Below are 16111 nucleotides of genomic sequence, written 5' to 3' on the forward strand. Positions count from 1 at the left end.
GATTTCAGGCGTCACCGTGCACACGTTCGCACGAACCTGTGCGCTTTGCGGTTGGCGTTGTCGATAAACACCTGATCGACTTCGGTGATCTCGTCGATGCCGTCGATGAATTTCCGCACTGAGGCAACGACCTCGGGGTCATCGGTGATGATGACGGCATCGTCAGCGAAGGTGGAGTTCTCGGAGGCATTCGCCGAACCGACCACCGCTCGCCGGTTGGTGGCGATCACCTTCGCATGCAGGGTTGGTGAAGACAGAACCCGGACGCCTTTGCCGAGGTAGTAGGCGAGGGCGGCGGGCGAGGTGGCATGCGCACGGACCGCGGCCTTGGAGGCGTTGACGACTAAGACGTCCCCGGCGCGCAGCGGGAGCAGGTCGGGTGCGTCCTGTCCGAGGTAGCCGATCGCGGCGTATCGGGCGCCTCGGGTGCGGATGGCGAGGGTGATGTGTGGCCACGGGCTCGGCCCGTGGAAGGTGGTCCCCATACCGACAGACGGTAATCGGCCCGCCCGGCCCGGGTGGCGACGGTCCCTGGGGCCAAGGCTTGCTCACGATCGGAGGCCGATGCTGAGCGGCGGCTACGACTTTCCTCCCGCGGCCGCATCCCGCGGAGATCGAGCAAAGCCTTTCGCGACACTCACTGAACTGCCTCGTCCGGCTCGGCGGTAACGAGGACGGTTCTCGTGCCGCAGGGTGCAACACGCTCCCCGGCGCCGGCGCATCGAAAGGGGTTGTGAGCCGACCGTCCCCGCCGATGACGGAGGGGTGGCGCCGCGAACGACGTGCTGGACGCCGACGATGGGTATCACCGCCCTTTACTTGGCCCAACATGTGCGGATATGTGCAGACGCGGGGGTTCCCGATCGGTGAAGCAGAATGGGGGCCATGGACGATGTGGATTTGGTCGAGCAGGTGCGGCGGCGTTGGGAGCAGGGTGTCCCGCCGAAGGTGATCGCGCGTGCTCTGGGCGTGCGGCCGTCGGTGGTGGCGCCGTTGGTGCGACGAATCGCTGCCGAGGCTGCGGCGTCCCGAGGATTGGGGCGGGTGCTGGGGTGCTGGGTCAATTGTGGCTGGAGTGTCGGGCTGGGCCTCGAGGGTCATCCGGAGTGGGCGGAACTGGACGCTCCCGCCGGTGAGGCCGAAGGCTTCGCGCAGGTGTTGGTGGCACGAGAGGGGCGGCGTGGTCGGGCGACGCTGCGAGGCTACCTGGCCGACGTGCACTGCCTGGGGGTGAAAAACGCCCGTGACCCCGAAACCATGGACGCGGGCAGGATCCCCAGCGCCATCCGCACGTACTACGCAGCGTTCGACCGTCCGGCGGTGGAGATTCCGATTGAACTCGGCCGTGAACTGATCCTGGGGGCGGTGCACTATGCGCGTGGGCTCGGTTTCGAGCCCGCCGGCGCCTTCGATGATGATGCAGCCGCGTTCCTGGGTGAGTGGGACGGGCCGGGTCGGATCGAGTTCGGTAGGGACGGTCAGCCGTTCTACCTCAACGGGCCCTACGACAATCCGACTGCTGTCATTCGGACCCTCGAGCGGTCCGTGGGTGCGGGGAACTTCCACTTCTCGGTGGCCGCGGGACCGATGTGACCGCCACGAACACACCCGACGTCGAGGGGAACACCCGACTCCACGGGCGGTAGGCCGAGCAACAGCACACGCCGGCACGAAAACGGCAAGCACCACGACCAGCCGGACACCACAGAGACGGACCGGCAGAGTTCGGTTGGATCATGGTGGACGAGCGGCGGATGTTCGTTGTCGGCTAGCTGGGGAAGCGAGATGAACTTCAACCATGGCACGACAAACACTATTCGGAGGAGTCCGCCGGCAGGCAGTCGACTTGTACGAGTCGACCCCGGGCGCGACGATCCGCGGATCGTCGCCGATCTCTTGAGATCGTGCGTGGAACCCTGACCGGCGGGGTCGACAACTGCGGAACGGCGTCCGTCATCGACCTGGGCGCCGACCTGGCGGGATGGGCCACGCTGCGCTCGAGCAACGGGCGCGGGTCAGAATTGCTATCGCCGAGGCGACCGGTGTGGATCCGTGCCACGAGATCGATCGCGCACGTCGCCCGGGTCTGAACGCCGTGGGCCACAACCGACGAGGTAGATCGGAGCGGTCGTTGCGGTCGCCGGCGAGGGGGAGTCGCGACCGATGCGCAGCGGCTGGGCCGTCTGCAGTGTGCGATCTGGTCGCCCGGAAACCGGAATCTGGCAGGTGCCCGGCGACCCCAACGTGCACAACAGTGCACACGGGAGCTAGGATGTGCATATGAGGTCGGTGGAGAAGGTGGATTCGCTCGACGCGCTGCTGGCCAAGCATCACGTCGACCTCTCCGCCCGTGAGATGCTTCGCGAACTCGATGCTGCGCTCACCGCGGTACCTGCCGCATCGGACACGTTGTCGGCCGGAGAGATCGAGTTCCTCCGCGCGCACGCCGGCGAGGGCGTCGGCGAAGTCCTCGACCAGTGGTCGCCGGTGGCCGAGATCCGCGCTCGCGCGGTGGAGATCGCGCGGCAAACCGTGACGGCGCTCGCGGATTCGCTGGACGTCAAGGAGGCAGCGGAGCTGCTCGGCATCGACAGGTCGGTGGTGTCCCGGCGGCTCACCGCGCGCACGCTGTGGGCGTTCGATCTGCACGGGCATCGCCGCCTCCCCCGATGGCAGTTCGTCGGTGACGATGTCTTGCCGGGGCTCAGCGCTGTCGTGGCGGCCATCCCCTCGATGGTCAGCCCCGTGTCTGTCGCCGCGCTCATGCACACCCCGCAACCCGACCTCGGCGACCGGACCCCGCTCGAGCATCTGGCCGCCGCGGCGGACCCCGCCCCGGTGGCCGCGCTCCTGGAATCCCTCGACACCTGGTGAGCGGTCGGAACCCGAAGACTCCGCGGGCACCGCGAACGCCGCTCACCCTGAATCCGGATGACATCCTGGCCTACGACGGTGTGCTGTGGCGGATCCACCGCACCACCGGTCCACACGTCGTGTCCTGGCGGACTCTGCGCACCTACGGGCCGATCGCATCCATGCGCTACGACCCACACCCCGGCCCCGCCGCGGCAGCGACCACCATCGGCGTCCTTTACGCCGCCGGCGATGTCGCCACCGCGTTGGCCGAGGTGTACCAGGCGACACGAACGATCGACACCACGATCGGGGCGCCTGCCCTGACCGGGTGGCGCCCGGCCCGTCCCCTGAATCTGCTGAATCTCACCGAAACCTGGCTGGTACGTAACCAAGCCTCGTACGCGCTGCTTCACGGACCGCGTACCGTGTGCCGCACCTGGGCGCGCGCCATTCACCTGACATGGCCGCATCTCGACGGTCTGTATGTATCGTCCACCATGACCGGCCTTCCGAACGTCGTCCTGTGGAACCCCGCCGCCGACTCGTTCCCCGCCGACCCCGACTTCACTCGACGACTCGATCACCCGCGCATGCGGCCGATCCTCCGCACCGCCGCACGCAGCATCGGATACGCATCGACGGTCTAACTCCGTCCCAGCCCGAACCGATCGGATTCGACCGGATCGTCGTCGCCGCGTCTTTGCGGATCGGCACCAACCCGCGCGCCTACCTCACCCCGCCGACCGTCGCCCAGCAGGCCACGGTCGGCGGGGTGCGGCGACGTAGTCACGTTCGGTGTGTGGGCGGCAGCCGGAATCCTAGAGCCCCAAAGCCTCCCGCAGCCGGCCTGCGCTCATCGCCCCGGCAGCTCCTGCTGCGGGATCAGCCGGATCAGCTCGTCGCGGCGGGTGGGGTCGGCGGCGCACTCGCGCGGTGTGTGACCGCCGAGGGCGGGGATCGCCTCGTCGAGCCACCGCTGCTCGTTCCGTCGATCGCACTTGTCCGCACAAAATTCTAAGCGCAAAGATGCAAGCTAACGTGCGCGTGAAAATACGAGCAAACAGGCGCGTAGCAGGTAGTCTGATCTCGGCGAAAATACACGGGCGGCACGCGGAATGCGAGTGGGTGGGGATGGCGAAGGTGGGAAATTCCGAAGGCGGCGCCCGTCGCCGCCCGACCGGAGCCCGAGGTGGCGCCGCGGGGTCGGGGAAGCGCGCTCCCGGCGCGAAAGGCTCCTCCGATGCGGAAACGCCGAGTCCGGAGTTGACGGCGAAGTTGGAACCGCGGAAGGGACCGGCGAAAGTTCCGCTCAATACCCGGGTGCTGGCCTCGACGGAGGCCCGGTTGACCTGGCTGGTGAACAATCGCCAATCCACGGTGACCAACGTCGTGGACGTGGCCCTGCAGGAGTTCTTCGACCGCTACAGCGTCCCGCCGGCAGATCTCGACGGCCGGATCGCCGAGCAGGAGTCATGAGCGGTCCGTGGGAGCAGATTCCTCTGTTCGGACTGCCCGAGGTGACCCTGACGGCGTCTCCCGCTTCCACCGATGACGTTGTCCCCGACGGCGACTCTGCCTCCGTCGATGCTGGTGTCTTCGTCGCAGCCGATCAGGCGGGCTCGGAGCCAGCCGTTGTTGGACATCCTGAATCGTCCGAGCAGTCGGATGTCGCCGAAGCCTACGACGCCCCGACCCCACCGTCTCCCGAGGTGGACAGCGACGAGGTGGCCGACGACGCGGCTGGCAGCGACGCAGCGGATACGCCGGTGTGGGAGACATTGCCCGCCGGCGAAGACGCCGATGGCCATGCGTTGATCGTGACCGCTGCGGGGACGTACACACCGTCCGGGCGGGAGTTGACCGGTCCGGTCGATTCGGTCGAGAAGCTGGACAAGCTGATCCGCTGGGCCTCGCTGACACCGTTGGGAGCCCCCGCACAGATCTGGGTCGTCGGACAGGGCGCATGCGAATCGCTTGGGTGGATTATTGATCCGGGCAGCGAAGACGACGTCGACGATATGGAAGCCCTCCGCAACCGCGCCGCCCAAGAATTGACCGCCGTCCTCCAGGCCACCCTCACCCCACTGCTGAACGCGGGGTGGGAACTTCGCGGCGATCCCGGGCACGTGGTGCACCTGTCCCGCTCGATCGGGAACTTCACCTCGATGGTCGATGTCGTGATCGAACCCTATGTATGGACCTACTGGAACAAGGACTTCGGTTGGCACAACCGGGTCGGAGACATGGGCATCCTCGGCTCACCCACCGCCGGAACGTATCTCCCGGACGACGACCTCCCGGCAGCACGTGAACTCGGTCGCCGGTTGGCCTGGTGCGCCCAGCACCTGGGGGTGCTCCCGGGGCCGACACCGGCGCGAACCGGAGCCGCGATCGTCGACAAAATCAAGCGTGAACGCACCCGCAGCGGCAAAGGCATCGTTGTCACCACACCGGGGTCGGTCCCACCGCTGGACGGCCCGCCGCGGGGAGATCTCGAACCCGCTGTCGGCTGGACACGCGTCCCCGACGCGCAGGATTTGGACGGGACGGGCCGGTTGGTGTCCATCGATCAGCGCGCCGCCTACCTCGCCTCTGCGGGCATGCTCGAGTTCGGCTACGGGCAGCCCCAGCACCTGACTGGTAACGCAGCGGCCGCGGCGGCGGTGGGGGAGAAGGGGGCCCCGTTCGGGCTGTGGCGGATCACCCTGCCCGCGGGGCAAACTTTGTCGCTGCCCGAGAAGCTACCTCTTGCGCACCCGCACATGCTCGCGGACCAACCGGTACAGACCTGGGTCACCTCGGTCAGCCTCGACGGGTTGTGCTCACCGGTGGCGGACGGGGGGATCGGCGCCGAACTCGACGATGTGGACATCGCCGAGGCCTGGGTCTACCCGGAGCAGGGCCGCGCCCTGGACAAGTGGGCCAAAATCCTGCGCGAGGCCCGCAAGGCCGCGGTGGACACCGACGACGCAGCAACGAAGCGGTTCCTCGGCACCTGCTACAAGGGTTACATCGGGCGGATGGTGAACCCGGACATGTGGACCGCGACCCGGATGCAACATCACCACCAACCGCTGTGGCGTGCGTCGATCATCGCGCACTGCCGGTGGCGGGGCCGCCGGGTCGCGATGCGGATTGCCCGCGAGCACGGCCGCTGGCCGGTCCGCACCGTCACCGACTCCTGGGTGTACCTCCTCGCCGACGGCGAGGACATCACCGACCCCAGCGAGGCGCTGGGGAAGATGTCGGTCGAGAAGGACGTGGTCCTCACCGACACACTCCTGTCCGCCTTCACTTCGGCAGAGGACGTGCACGACGTGAACCTTGCGATCAAGGCCGCCTTCGCCGACGAGGAAGACGACTGATGGCCCTGCATCTTCCCAAACCCCGCACCACCAAGCCGGCACAGCAGGCGGTCGGCCTCGACGGCCTCAAGGTCTCCGTCGCCAACGCCGCGACCAGCGGTGTGGAAAAATCAAAGCAGGTCAAAAGCGGCGGACTGGCCGGACTGACCAGCAAGGTCTCCGTCACACAGTTGCGCACCGAGCTCGGCAACGAGGGCCTGCGGCAGGCCGCGATCGATGCCGGCCGCACACCCCCGTCCGACCGCACACTGCGCCGCTGGGCGCAACAAGGCCGCATCCCGCACCCGGATGTCCTCGAGCGAGCCCAACGCCGCGCCGCGATCGAACGCCTCGGTGGCATCGACGCCGTCGCCGCGAAGATCGGCCGGTCCCGCTCCGCAGTCTCCCGATACCGGTCCGGGGACACCAACGAGCTGCGGGCCGACGCCAGCAAGAAACTCAAAAACGTCAAAGCCGAGGACATCATGAAACGCGCCGGCGTACTGCGCCCCGACGGAACCCCGAAGAAGGCGGTCATCCGGGTCAGGGGCGGTGTCATGGTCCGCAACGGCGCCGACGAGGGCTACGACTACCGGGTCCGCACCCTGGATTTCGCGAACTCGGACACCCCGTTCACCAGTGACGAGTCCCGCGAACTCGCCGCCGCGCTGGCCAACGACGATCACGCCCGGGTCGTGGCACTGCTCGAGCGGCACGCCACCCTCGACTACCCCGAGAACAAGGGCTTCGACAAGTACAGCGACCAGTTCGGATTCCACTTCGACCACATCGACTCCGTCCACATCGACTGGATCTGATCCCAGCCGGGAGCGAATCACAGGGGGACGTGACGCTTTCGACAGTCAGATCGCGAAGCACCGCTGCCGCCGAACGCACTGCTATGTCGGTAAGCGCTGCTATCGCAGCAGCACTGATATCGGAGCTAGCGGTTCTCGCACCGCTACGGGAGTGCGCGGCGGCGGCCGGGTAGCAGACGACCCTCCAATGAGGGCCGGGCAGAAGAAGTTATCCCCATACCCCGTTGAGATTGGCAGCCGGATTCGGGCACCGTATGCACCTCACCCCCACCGGCGTGAATTCCTCGGAGGCTGCGCGTGGCATCCCGGAACCCGCACCGCGGGGTGAGCGTCAACGCTCGTCCCTACAGATGAGGTGCCCATGCCCGCAAGATATTGGAGAGCCCGCAACCTGGTGACTTTCGTTGCGTGCGCGACCGTCGCCGGCGGCAGTGTCGCGGTGACCACCCCCGCGATCGCGCACGCCGACCCCACCGGTTGTGTGGCGACATTCAACCTGCTGATCCCCGGGACCTGGGAGACCTCCGAGCACGCCGACCCCCATCGGCCGGTCGGGATCCTCGCACCGGTCGCCGACGCCATCACCGCCGCCCACGGGGACCGAGCGAAGGTCTACACCCTCCCGTACATGGCCCGCGCGTTCGACAACGGCCACACCTACGCCGACAGCAAACTCGACGCCCTCACCAACGCCACCACGGTACTCACCGACGTGGCGAACACGTGCACGAACACGAAGTTCACGATCACCGGCTACTCCCAGGGCGCCGACGCCGCAGGCGACCTCGCCTCTCAGATCGGCAACGACCACGGGCCCGTCCCGGCAGACCGGGTCCTGGCCGTCGGCCTGCTCGCCGACCCCGGCGCCGGCACCCAGGGGGCGGCGATCGTCGGCCCTCGCACCTCCGGTCACGGCATCGCCGACCCACGCCCGCAGGGCATGGGCACACTCTCCGGCCGGGTCGCCTCGATCTGCGACCCCGGGGACCTGTACTGCTCGATCCGCAAGGGCGACAACCCACTACTCGGCTCGCTCGGGTCGATCCTGAGCAAGACTCCCAGCACGCACGGCGATACCAGCACGAATGGCGACACCAGCAACGGCGGCGGCAACACCCGGCTGGCCACCGCGCTGACCTCCGACTTCTCCGGCGCCGACCTGCCCGCACTGGGCCGGGGTGTCGCCACCCTCGGCCAGCAACTCGCCGAGCCGAACGTCGACGTTCGCGGCGTGGCGGCGACGGCAAAGTCCATCGCCACCACACTCGCCCCGATCGCCGATCTGATCGACTCCGGGGCCGCAAGTGCCGCCACCGGGCAGCTCGCCGCCGCCCTGGTCGGCAGCCCCGAACACTCTGCCGCCGAGGTGATCTCGCAGGCCGGGGCCTCCGACCTGTCCGCCGCACTGAACACGGTGACGACGATCGCCGACACCGCACTGAAACTGGCCGATTCGGGGACTACGACCGTTACCGCCACATCGGGGGACGCGGCGCAGCTGTCGACCGCGGCCACCCCCCTCGGCGGCCACCTCGCCCCGCTGACATCGGTTCCCGCCGATGCACTGTCGTCGGCCTCGACCGTGCTGTCGGTGCTCAAACCGGCCACCGTGGTGGGCCAGGTTCTCAATGTCGCGACCGGGGTGACCGCTCTCGACGTCCCGGGCATTCTCCGCAACCTCACGGTGTTGCCGCAGAAGGTCGCCGCCCTCGACGCCCACGGTGCGCATCAGGTGGCGGGGGAGCTGAACAACCAGTTCGCGCCGTTGGTGAAGATGGCCGCCGCCGTGGATCTGCGCTGGGTCTCCCAGGTGCTGTCGCTCATCCCGGACCCCACCGGCTACACCCAGATCGCCGCACTGGTGGCGTCGATCCTGGGAGGCGTCGACGTCATCCGGCTGGCCACCCTGGTCGGCCGGATCCAGGACATCGCCTGGACCGCGGTGGAGAAACTGCTCCCGCCACCCGGACAGGCACCCGACCCCCTCGCAGCCGGGGCCGCGATGGCCGGCCTCGTCCCCGTCGGCCTCGACCTGGCCTCGGTAGCGGTGAACATGCTCTCCGGCAAAGCATCCAAGACCCCACCGGAACTCCTCGGCAAAACCTCGTACGCGGCCACCAACCCCAGCACCCAGACACCGAACCTTGATCTGCCGGCGCTGACCGGCTCACTGACGACCATGGCCCAGTCCCAGGGCGCCGAGGACCTGACCGCCCTGGTCGGCGAAGGCCTCGAGGCCGCGAGCTTCTTCACCTCCGGTGCCCACACCAACTACCGCGCCCTCGTCGTCGACAACGCGGGGCGCGACGCGATTACCTGGCTGTCCGATTGGCTGAATATTCAGATCGGACGGTCCGCATGACCTTCCGCGCCCACAACCCGGCCGCCCGCTGGACCTTCTGCAGCCAGTGTCATCACCGCGGCTATCACAGCCGCGCGGACGCCAGAGCCGTCCGCAAAAGGCACCCCGGGGAGAAGGGACTCGCGGTGTTCGTCTGCCCGCACACCACGGGACTGTTCCACCTCGGGCATCGCCCAGAAGCGCTGAGCACCGGGCAGATCGACCGACACCTGTTACGCAACCAGGCGGTCCGCACCGCGGAAGGTCACCAGCGATGACCGCCCCGACATCCCCCCGCCCGACCACATCAGAACAGGACCTGTCATGACGATCTGCCGCATTCAGTCGGGTGATCCCGCCTCCCCGGTCATCCTGCACGTCCCGCACGCATCCCGGGCGATCCCCGACACCGTGCGCAAGGGGCTGCTCCCCTCCGATGCCGAACTGGAAACGGAACTCGACGAATCCACCGACACCGCAACCGACCTCATCGCCCAGGGTGCCGCGAACTACACCGGATCAGACCGGGGCAGGCCCTGGCTGGCGATCAACCAGGTCTCCCGTCTGGTCATCGACCCCGAACGATTCCCCAGCGACGACGAGCCGATGAACACGGTCGGCAGGGGAGCGGTCTACACCCGCACCTGCACCGGCACCCTGCTGCGACCCGAACCCGCACCCGACACCCAGTACCTGATGGACACCTACTTCCATCCCTACGCCACCACCATGTCCGACCTGGTCGACGACCGGCTCGCCGCCACCGGAGCCGCGGTGATCATCGACGTGCACTCCTACCCGCGGTACCCGTCCGGATTCGAAGACCCCACCCGGCCCAGACCTCCGCTCTGCATCGGGACCGACGACTTTCACACCCCCGAACCGCTGACCGCACAGGTACGGGCCGCGTTCGCCGGACTCGACGAGTCAGCCCTCAACGCCCCGTACGCCGGCTGCTATGTGCCCCTGAGCCGGTATCGCTCCGACTCCCGGGTCAGCGCGGTGATGATCGAACTCCGCCGCGACCAGTACCTGACCGCCGATCACACCCCGGACCCGACCAAACTCGACGCCCTGTCCCGTATGCTCGCCGCCCTGGTGGACCGGTGCTCCGTGGCGGGAGCCGCACACTGATGTGCCAGCCGAAACCGGGACCCCGCTGCTCCCCACACGTGCGGACCCGCCTGCAGCGGACCCGCCTGCAGCGCGCCCGCCGCACACTCACCGCCGCCCGCTCCGCGCTCGCACGCAACCCGGACGACACCACGCTCGGTGAACGCGTCCGCCGCGCCGAAACCGCCGTCGCCGAGAACCGGGCACTCTACGACTCCACCCCCGGCGGACAGGCCGAGCTGCGTGAACAGATCGACCGCGAATCCGACACCTCCACCCGCACGGGTCTGCACCACCGCCTCACGGCGGGCCAACAGCTGCGTGCCAGGCAGGTCGCCGCGCTGCGCCATAATCAGCATGGCCCCACAGATGAGGACACCAATCATGAGCAACGAACCGACACTGACCCAGGCGCAGCGCGAGGCGTTCTGGGCCCGTCAGGAGGGTTGGACACCGGAAATGCCGGAGCCGGAGCGGCGTGCGATCGAGCAGAAATGGAACGACGAGGCGAACAGCGGTCGCCCAAGGCGGCCGGCGCCTCGACTGCTTCGACACCGTGCTCCCCGACCTGTACAGCAAGGCCGGCTTCGTCGCGGTCGCCCGATTGCGCTGGAACGACGACTACGCACCCGACGGCTGGGACTACACCACCTTCCGACAGTTCAACGGCGGACGGCCCGACGTAGTGTTCATGGCCCACAACCCCCGGGCGGCCGACTCGACCTATCGCCGCGGCACCGGCGTATACGTCGACGACTACGACCACGGGGTACACGCAGCGCGCACGCACTCGGACCTCGGCCGGTGACCCCGGTGCCGAACGAACGCCGGGCCCGTCCGACGAACGCCGGACCCGTCCGGGTCCTGAGCGATCGAGCGAACGGTGCGAATGGTGGGTTCGCCGTTGCACAGCGCGGTTGGAGTTCCGAAGTGAGTTGGAGCAGGTGCCTTCGTTGTGAGCTCGGACCCTTGGAATTGGCGAGTTCCGTTTCTGTCTCCTCGACGGTTCGCACTCGCCGATCAGGGGAGTGAGACCGTCTTGGCTTCGTCGATGACGTCGAAGTCTCGGCGGCCGACTGTCGGCGGACATGAAAAACGGATCTGGCGCAATTTTCGTGAAGCCGCTCGGCGTGTCACTGACCTGCATCGACGAGGTCGGGTGAGGATTCTCCGGGTGCGCTGAAGACGGTGTGCGGGTCCTGCTCCCGCATCTGGCAGGTATCGATGTTGTCGGTGTTTGGCGAGTCGGATCGACGATCCGAATCCGGGCCCGTTCCCGAGGTGACCGAGCGTGGTGCCCGCGGTGCGGTGGTGAGGCCACTCGTGTGCATTCGCGGTATCGCCGACAGTTGACCGACACCGCGATCGGCGGGCATCCGGTCTTGATCGATGTCCGTGCCCGCCGGTTCTTCTGCGACACCACTGACTGCGGGGCAAGAACTTTCGCCGAGCAGATCGCGGGGTTGACCGAGCGGTGGAGTCGGCGAACACCGGCGGGGACAGCGATGATCGAAGCGATCGGCCTGGCCGCGGCAGGACGGGCCGGCGCCCGACTCTCCGGCCGACTCGGTGTCGCCGTCAGCCGGGACACCCTGCTGCGGGCAGTGCGGTCGATACCCGACCGACCCATCGGTGAGGTGCCCGTCCTCGGTATCGACGACTTCGCACTCCGCCGAGGCCACGTCTACTTCCGCCGTCGTGGTGGACATGAAGACACGAACACCGATCGACCTGCTGCCCGACCGCACCGCCGGCACCGTCGCCACCTGGCTGCGCGGTCATCGAAGAGATCGAGGTGGTCTGCCGAGATCGTGCCGGGGCGTACGCCGAAGGCGTCCGCACCGGTGCCCCGGACGCGATCCAGGTCGCCGACCGCTGGCACCTGTGGCACAACCTCGCCGGCGGTGGAGAAGACGGTGATCCGCCACCGCGCCGACCTGCACCCACCCACCGAGACCACGAGCTCCAACGACGGGATCGACAACCCCTGCTCAGCGCCTCCCGACCCGACCGAAAGTGGCATGGCTGACAGTCGCCTGGCCACCCGAACCCGGGAACGCCACGCCGCCGTCCATGAATTGCTCTCGCAGGGCAGAACGATCTCGTATATCTCCCGGACACTGCCACTCGACCGTAAGACGGTCCGGCGCTTCGCCCGCGCCGCCGATGCAAAAAGACTTGCTGCCAACTACACGGACCGGCCGCAGTCTGCTCGACGAGTACGCACCCTACCTGCGTGAACGCGTCGCCGGCGGATGTGTCGACGCGGCAGTCCTCACGCGCGAGATCACCGAACTCGGCTACCGCGGCAGCGCCAAGACCGTACGCCGATTCCTGCAGCCACTGCGCGCCGCCCACACCGCGCCGCCCTCGAGGCCGGCCGCGCCCAGCGTCCGGCGGGTCACCGGGTGGCTGAGAGGGTGTTTGAGAACTCGCGATCGCGGGCGTGTGCCTCGCTGAGAATCGAAGAAAGAGGCTCCTGGTTGGGTCGGAAAGTACCAAGTCCCCGACCACACCAGGAGCCCACAATGACATCATCGCCGATTCCGCCATGCCTGTCGTGCCCGCCCCACGCGGCGGGCAAGCACGGTTGCGCCGTCTACCCGTCGTCGGTCACCGACGCAGAGTGGGCGACCCTCGAACCGCTGTTGCCCGCGCCGGGCAGCACGGCAGGCCGCGGCGGCAGACCCGAGAAGTATTGCCGCCGTATGATAGTGGACGCCATCTTGTACATCGTCCGCGGTGGTATCGCGTGGCGGCAACTGCCGGTGGAGTTCCCGCCAGCCGGGACGGTGTACGCGGTCTTCGCCCGCTGGTCCCACAGCGGCGCGTGGCAGCGCATTGTCGACGCGCTGCGCGACCGCCTGCGGGTGCGGGACGGGCGGGACCGGTGCCCGACCGCGGCGATCATCGACTCGCAGACGGTGCCGGCCGCGGATACCGTGCCCCGATCGAGCCGCGGCTGGGATGGCGGCAAGAGAACGAACGGCGTCAAGCGACACGTTGCCGTGGATGTGAACGGCTGCTCGCTGTCGTCGTCACCGCTGCCTCGATCCAGGACCGCGACGCCGCGCACCGACTGCTGGCCGCACTGCGCGGCAGATTCTCCACCGTCCGGCTGGTCTGGGCCGACGGCGGTTATCCCGGACGGCTGCCCGTCTGGGCGAAAGACGTTCTCGCCCTGCCTATGCAGATCATCAAACGTATCCCCGGCGCCACGGGTTTCCACGTCCGGCCCCGCGTGTGGGTGGTCGAGAGAAGTTTCGCGTGGATCAACAAGCACCGCCGCTGCGTGCGCGACTACGAAACCAGACCCGACCACCACGAGGCCATGGTTCACATCGCGATGATCGCGACCATGACGAGGCGGCTCGCCCGAACCTGACGGTTTTCAAACACCCTCTTACGGCCATCGGGCTTCCCCCGGGTGCCGGCGGTGAGGGAGCTTTCTGGAAAGGTGATGCGTCAGCGCACGCCTGCCGCGTCGAGCAGGGTGGTCACCGTGGGTGCGACGAGTCCCGTGAGCTTGTCCGCTCCGATGCCCGCGCGGGCGCTGGTGCCGTCGAAGACCAGGCTGAGCTGCCGGGCCAGCAAGTCGGGATCGCCTGCCCCGCCCTGCTCGGCCTCGGCGCGGAAGAAGGCGGTCAGGTTCGCCTTGACCTGATGGGCGACCCGGCTCGCGGGGTGACTCTGATCCTTGAGCTCGATCTGCACGGCCAGGTACCGACAGCCTCGATACTCGGGTGCCCCTGCCTGCGATTCCACCTGCTCGAAGACGTGCAAGATCCGATCGCGGGGTGATCGGCCGTCGTCCGCCGCAGGCAGGAGAGTCGCCACGTACGCGGCGGCGCGCTCCTTCAGGCTTACTGCCAGGAGTTCGTCCTTGCTCTCGAACAGCTGGTACATGGAGCGCTTCGACACCCCCGCCGCCTTACACAGCGCCTCGACGCCGATACCGACACCGTCTCGGTAGGTGAGCGTGGCCGCCGCCTCCAGCAGCCGCTCCCTGGGGCTTGGTTTCACTTCGGTGGTCATACCGCGAGGTTAACCCGAAACGGACGAAATGAAAACCGATCGGTTTACATGGGTTTCCGGAAAAGGCTCAGCGACGGCCTGGGGGCGCCGAGCCTGGTGGCGTGCGCGCCCGTAGTTCCCGGCAGGGCGACACACGCCGGGGCCACTCCGAGTAACAGCCCCATCCTGGGGGACCTGCCGCTATGCCGGGACGGCGGTCCTCTCGGGCGTCGTCTCCATCCGGATGCGGTGCAGCCCCTTGCGGTCGTACCGCGTCGCCCTGGGCGTCGCAGTAGAGGATCGAGCGGAGCCATCTTTGAACTTGCGCCTCGAAACCGATCGGTTTACCGTAGTGGAACCGATCAGTCTCCACGTTCCGTGGAGGCAGTCATGACCACATTGAATGACGATATGCCCGGCCAGGAGTCACGTCCCACGATCCACATTCCGGGGGGACCACCAGCCACACCATCGCCCCGCGCGCAGGACGCCACAGCCGCGAGGGAACGCTGCGCTACCTCAAGGCGGGCACCGGTGCCCCCCTGGTCCTGCTGCACACCGTGCGCACTCAGGCCGAGCACTTCCGCCACCTCATCCCGCTGATCTCAGATCAGTACACCGTGTACGCCCTCGATCTGCCGGGGATGGGCTACTCCGAGATCGTGCCCGGCGCGTCGTACGACGAGCCGGCCATGCGCGCGGGCGTCAAGCGGCTCCTCACCGAACTCGACCTGCATGAGTCCATGGGGGTGGTGCTCGCCCTGACCACCGCGGCCGATCTGCCGGAGCGGGTACGGCGCGTCGTCGCGGTCAACACCTACGACTTCCGCGGCGGGATCGCCCGCTCCAGTCTCCTGGCCCGTGTGGTGGTCAGCGGTGTCCTGGCGCCGGGAGTGGGGCCGGTGATCGCGGGGGTGGAGCCCAAGGCCGCCCTCCGCAAGATCCTTCAGGGCGGCCTCGGCGACAAGAGCGCGCTGCGGGAGGACTATGTGGACGAGCTCCTCCAGGTGGGCGGCCGCCCCGGCTACCCGACCGTCGCCCGCGCCGTGTACCAGAGCCTGCCCAGCCTCATCGCGGCCCGCTCGCGCTACCCCGAGGTCAAGGCGCCCGTCCACCTCGTCTACGGGGAGAACGACTGGTCCCGGCCCTCGGACCGGCAAGCCAACAAGCAGCTGCTGCCGGCCGCCGACTTCACACAGGTGCCGAAGGCCGGTCACTTCATCGCCCTGGAACGGCCCGACGTGCTGGCCGACCTGTTGAACGCGGTGGCGTGACCGCCCCGAGAGCGCCGTACCGGCCTTGACCACCGTCGGGATGGACCTCACCGCAGCGGCCGGCAATCTCACCACCGGCATCCTCTCGACGGCCGGCGCTCCGGCCACGGCAGCGCCGAGCCGACCCGGCGCGGGCGCCATCCTCGCCCTCATCCAGCGCGAGACGACGTAGCCGCCGTTGTTGACGTTCCTGCCATGAGACGTAACCGGTCGAAGTAAGCAGAACACGAGCGTCGTCGCGGCGGGATTCACCAGGCTAAGGGCTTGTGATGAATTAATCTAGCTCGGTTCGGGCGTGTCGTCGGGTGCGGGGTGGAGTGTGTAGTTCCACTCGCCGTGGAACTCGTGGCG

General features: G+C 68.0%; 16 protein-coding genes and 2 pseudogenes. 15 read left to right on the forward strand and 3 right to left on the reverse strand.

From position 1 onward, the window contains the following. Positions 1–53 precede the first annotated feature (53 nt). A pseudogene (locus tag ACFVJ3_RS40780) lies at positions 54–485 on the reverse strand (phospholipase D family protein); the annotation flags it as partial. A gap of 400 nt (positions 486–885) precedes the next feature. On the opposite strand from ACFVJ3_RS40780, the gene ACFVJ3_RS40785 reads away from it, so the two are divergent. The 4 genes from ACFVJ3_RS40785 (at position 886) to ACFVJ3_RS40800 (ending at position 3503) form a co-directional block, all read left to right on the forward strand. Continuing rightward, positions 886–1593, forward strand: coding sequence for a hypothetical protein (locus tag ACFVJ3_RS40785; protein WP_378457468.1), 708 nt, complete (start codon positions 886–888; stop codon positions 1591–1593). A 311-nt stretch (positions 1594–1904) separates the two neighbouring features. Then, positions 1905–2090, forward strand: coding sequence for a hypothetical protein (locus tag ACFVJ3_RS40790; protein WP_378457469.1), 186 nt, complete (start codon positions 1905–1907; stop codon positions 2088–2090). A 190-nt stretch (positions 2091–2280) separates the two neighbouring features. Next, positions 2281–2874 (forward strand): helix-turn-helix domain-containing protein, encoded by a 594-nt coding sequence (locus ACFVJ3_RS40795; RefSeq protein ID WP_378457470.1) that lies wholly within the window; start codon positions 2281–2283, stop codon positions 2872–2874. Beyond that, positions 2871–3503 carry an RES family NAD+ phosphorylase gene (locus ACFVJ3_RS40800; protein ID WP_378457471.1) on the forward strand — a complete coding sequence of 211 codons (633 nt, stop codon included), beginning with the start codon at positions 2871–2873 and terminating at the stop codon, positions 3501–3503. The genes ACFVJ3_RS40795 and ACFVJ3_RS40800 overlap by 4 nt, the downstream gene beginning before the upstream one ends. 206 nt (positions 3504–3709) lie before the next feature. Here the strand turns inward: ACFVJ3_RS40800 and ACFVJ3_RS40805 are convergent, their stop codons facing one another. Then, the gene (locus tag ACFVJ3_RS40805) at positions 3710–3880 is read right to left on the reverse strand and encodes a hypothetical protein (protein ID WP_378457472.1); all 171 of its coding nucleotides are present in this window, start codon (positions 3878–3880) and stop codon (positions 3710–3712) included. 107 nt (positions 3881–3987) lie between these two features. Here ACFVJ3_RS40805 and ACFVJ3_RS40810 point away from each other — a divergent pair, with 107 nt between their 5' ends. The 9 genes and pseudogenes from ACFVJ3_RS40810 to ACFVJ3_RS40850 all read left to right on the forward strand — a co-directional run bounded on the left by ACFVJ3_RS40810 (position 3988) and on the right by ACFVJ3_RS40850 (position 13857). Next, positions 3988–4332, forward strand: coding sequence for a hypothetical protein (locus ACFVJ3_RS40810; protein ID WP_378457473.1), 345 nt, complete (start codon positions 3988–3990; stop codon positions 4330–4332). After that, on the forward strand, positions 4329–6221 hold the full coding sequence (locus tag ACFVJ3_RS40815; protein ID WP_378457474.1) for a hypothetical protein: 1893 nt from the start codon (positions 4329–4331) through the stop codon (positions 6219–6221). Before ACFVJ3_RS40810 ends, ACFVJ3_RS40815 begins: the two co-directional genes overlap by 4 nt. Beyond that, positions 6221–7018 (forward strand): hypothetical protein, encoded by a 798-nt coding sequence (locus ACFVJ3_RS40820; protein WP_378457475.1) that lies wholly within the window; start codon positions 6221–6223, stop codon positions 7016–7018. Before ACFVJ3_RS40815 ends, ACFVJ3_RS40820 begins: the two co-directional genes overlap by 1 nt. A 361-nt stretch (positions 7019–7379) precedes the next feature. Next, positions 7380–9380, forward strand: coding sequence for a cutinase family protein (locus tag ACFVJ3_RS40825; protein ID WP_378457476.1), 2001 nt, complete (start codon positions 7380–7382; stop codon positions 9378–9380). Further along, entirely contained in the window at positions 9377–9637 is a 261-nt protein-coding gene (locus ACFVJ3_RS40830) for a hypothetical protein (protein WP_378457477.1), read from the forward strand. Before ACFVJ3_RS40825 ends, ACFVJ3_RS40830 begins: the two co-directional genes overlap by 4 nt. 46 nt (positions 9638–9683) lie before the next feature. Beyond that, positions 9684–10493 (forward strand): N-formylglutamate amidohydrolase, encoded by an 810-nt coding sequence (locus ACFVJ3_RS40835; protein WP_378457478.1) that lies wholly within the window; start codon positions 9684–9686, stop codon positions 10491–10493. Between the two features lie 457 nt (positions 10494–10950). After that, positions 10951–11280 carry a hypothetical protein gene (locus tag ACFVJ3_RS40840; protein WP_378457479.1) on the forward strand — a complete coding sequence of 110 codons (330 nt, stop codon included), beginning with the start codon at positions 10951–10953 and terminating at the stop codon, positions 11278–11280. A gap of 517 nt (positions 11281–11797) precedes the next feature. Continuing rightward, entirely contained in the window at positions 11798–12712 is a 915-nt protein-coding gene (locus ACFVJ3_RS40845; RefSeq protein WP_378457480.1) for a hypothetical protein, read from the forward strand. A gap of 288 nt (positions 12713–13000) precedes the next feature. Then, a pseudogene (locus ACFVJ3_RS40850) lies at positions 13001–13857 on the forward strand (IS5 family transposase). 80 nt (positions 13858–13937) lie between these two features. Here the strand turns inward: ACFVJ3_RS40850 and ACFVJ3_RS40855 are convergent. Then, positions 13938–14507, reverse strand: coding sequence for a TetR/AcrR family transcriptional regulator (locus ACFVJ3_RS40855; RefSeq protein ID WP_378457481.1), 570 nt, complete (start codon positions 14505–14507; stop codon positions 13938–13940). Between the two features lie 539 nt (positions 14508–15046). Between ACFVJ3_RS40855 and ACFVJ3_RS40860 the strand changes: the two genes are divergently transcribed. Both ACFVJ3_RS40860 and ACFVJ3_RS40865 read left to right on the forward strand, forming a co-directional pair. Then, a complete protein-coding gene (locus ACFVJ3_RS40860; protein WP_378457482.1) occupies positions 15047–15760 on the forward strand; it encodes an alpha/beta fold hydrolase in 714 nt (237 codons plus the stop codon). Between the two features lie 25 nt (positions 15761–15785). Further along, on the forward strand, positions 15786–15932 hold the full coding sequence (locus ACFVJ3_RS40865) for a hypothetical protein (protein WP_378457483.1): 147 nt from the start codon (positions 15786–15788) through the stop codon (positions 15930–15932). Positions 15933–16111: the final 179 nt, after the last annotated feature.

Source organism: Rhodococcus sp. NPDC127593 (assembly GCF_042671975.1).
Lineage (GTDB): Bacteria > Actinomycetota > Actinomycetes > Mycobacteriales > Mycobacteriaceae > Rhodococcus_F.

What these genes read in the sequence shown, in the direction of transcription:
- ACFVJ3_RS40815 (WP_378457474.1), top strand. Translation starts at nt 4,329, where the DNA reads ATGAGCGGTCCGTGGGAGCAGATTCCTCTGTTCGGACTGCCCGAGGTG.
- ACFVJ3_RS40785 (WP_378457468.1), top strand. Translation starts at nt 886, where the DNA reads ATGGACGATGTGGATTTGGTCGAGCAGGTGCGGCGGCGTTGGGAGCAG.
- ACFVJ3_RS40855 (WP_378457481.1), bottom strand. Translation starts at nt 14,507, where the DNA reads ATGACCACCGAAGTGAAACCAAGCCCCAGGGAGCGGCTGCTGGAGGCG.
- ACFVJ3_RS40825 (WP_378457476.1), top strand. Translation starts at nt 7,380, where the DNA reads ATGCCCGCAAGATATTGGAGAGCCCGCAACCTGGTGACTTTCGTTGCG.
- ACFVJ3_RS40795 (WP_378457470.1), top strand. Translation starts at nt 2,281, where the DNA reads ATGAGGTCGGTGGAGAAGGTGGATTCGCTCGACGCGCTGCTGGCCAAG.
- ACFVJ3_RS40820 (WP_378457475.1), top strand. Translation starts at nt 6,221, where the DNA reads ATGGCCCTGCATCTTCCCAAACCCCGCACCACCAAGCCGGCACAGCAG.
- ACFVJ3_RS40830 (WP_378457477.1), top strand. Translation starts at nt 9,377, where the DNA reads ATGACCTTCCGCGCCCACAACCCGGCCGCCCGCTGGACCTTCTGCAGC.
- ACFVJ3_RS40810 (WP_378457473.1), top strand. Translation starts at nt 3,988, where the DNA reads ATGGCGAAGGTGGGAAATTCCGAAGGCGGCGCCCGTCGCCGCCCGACC.
- ACFVJ3_RS40835 (WP_378457478.1), top strand. Translation starts at nt 9,684, where the DNA reads ATGACGATCTGCCGCATTCAGTCGGGTGATCCCGCCTCCCCGGTCATC.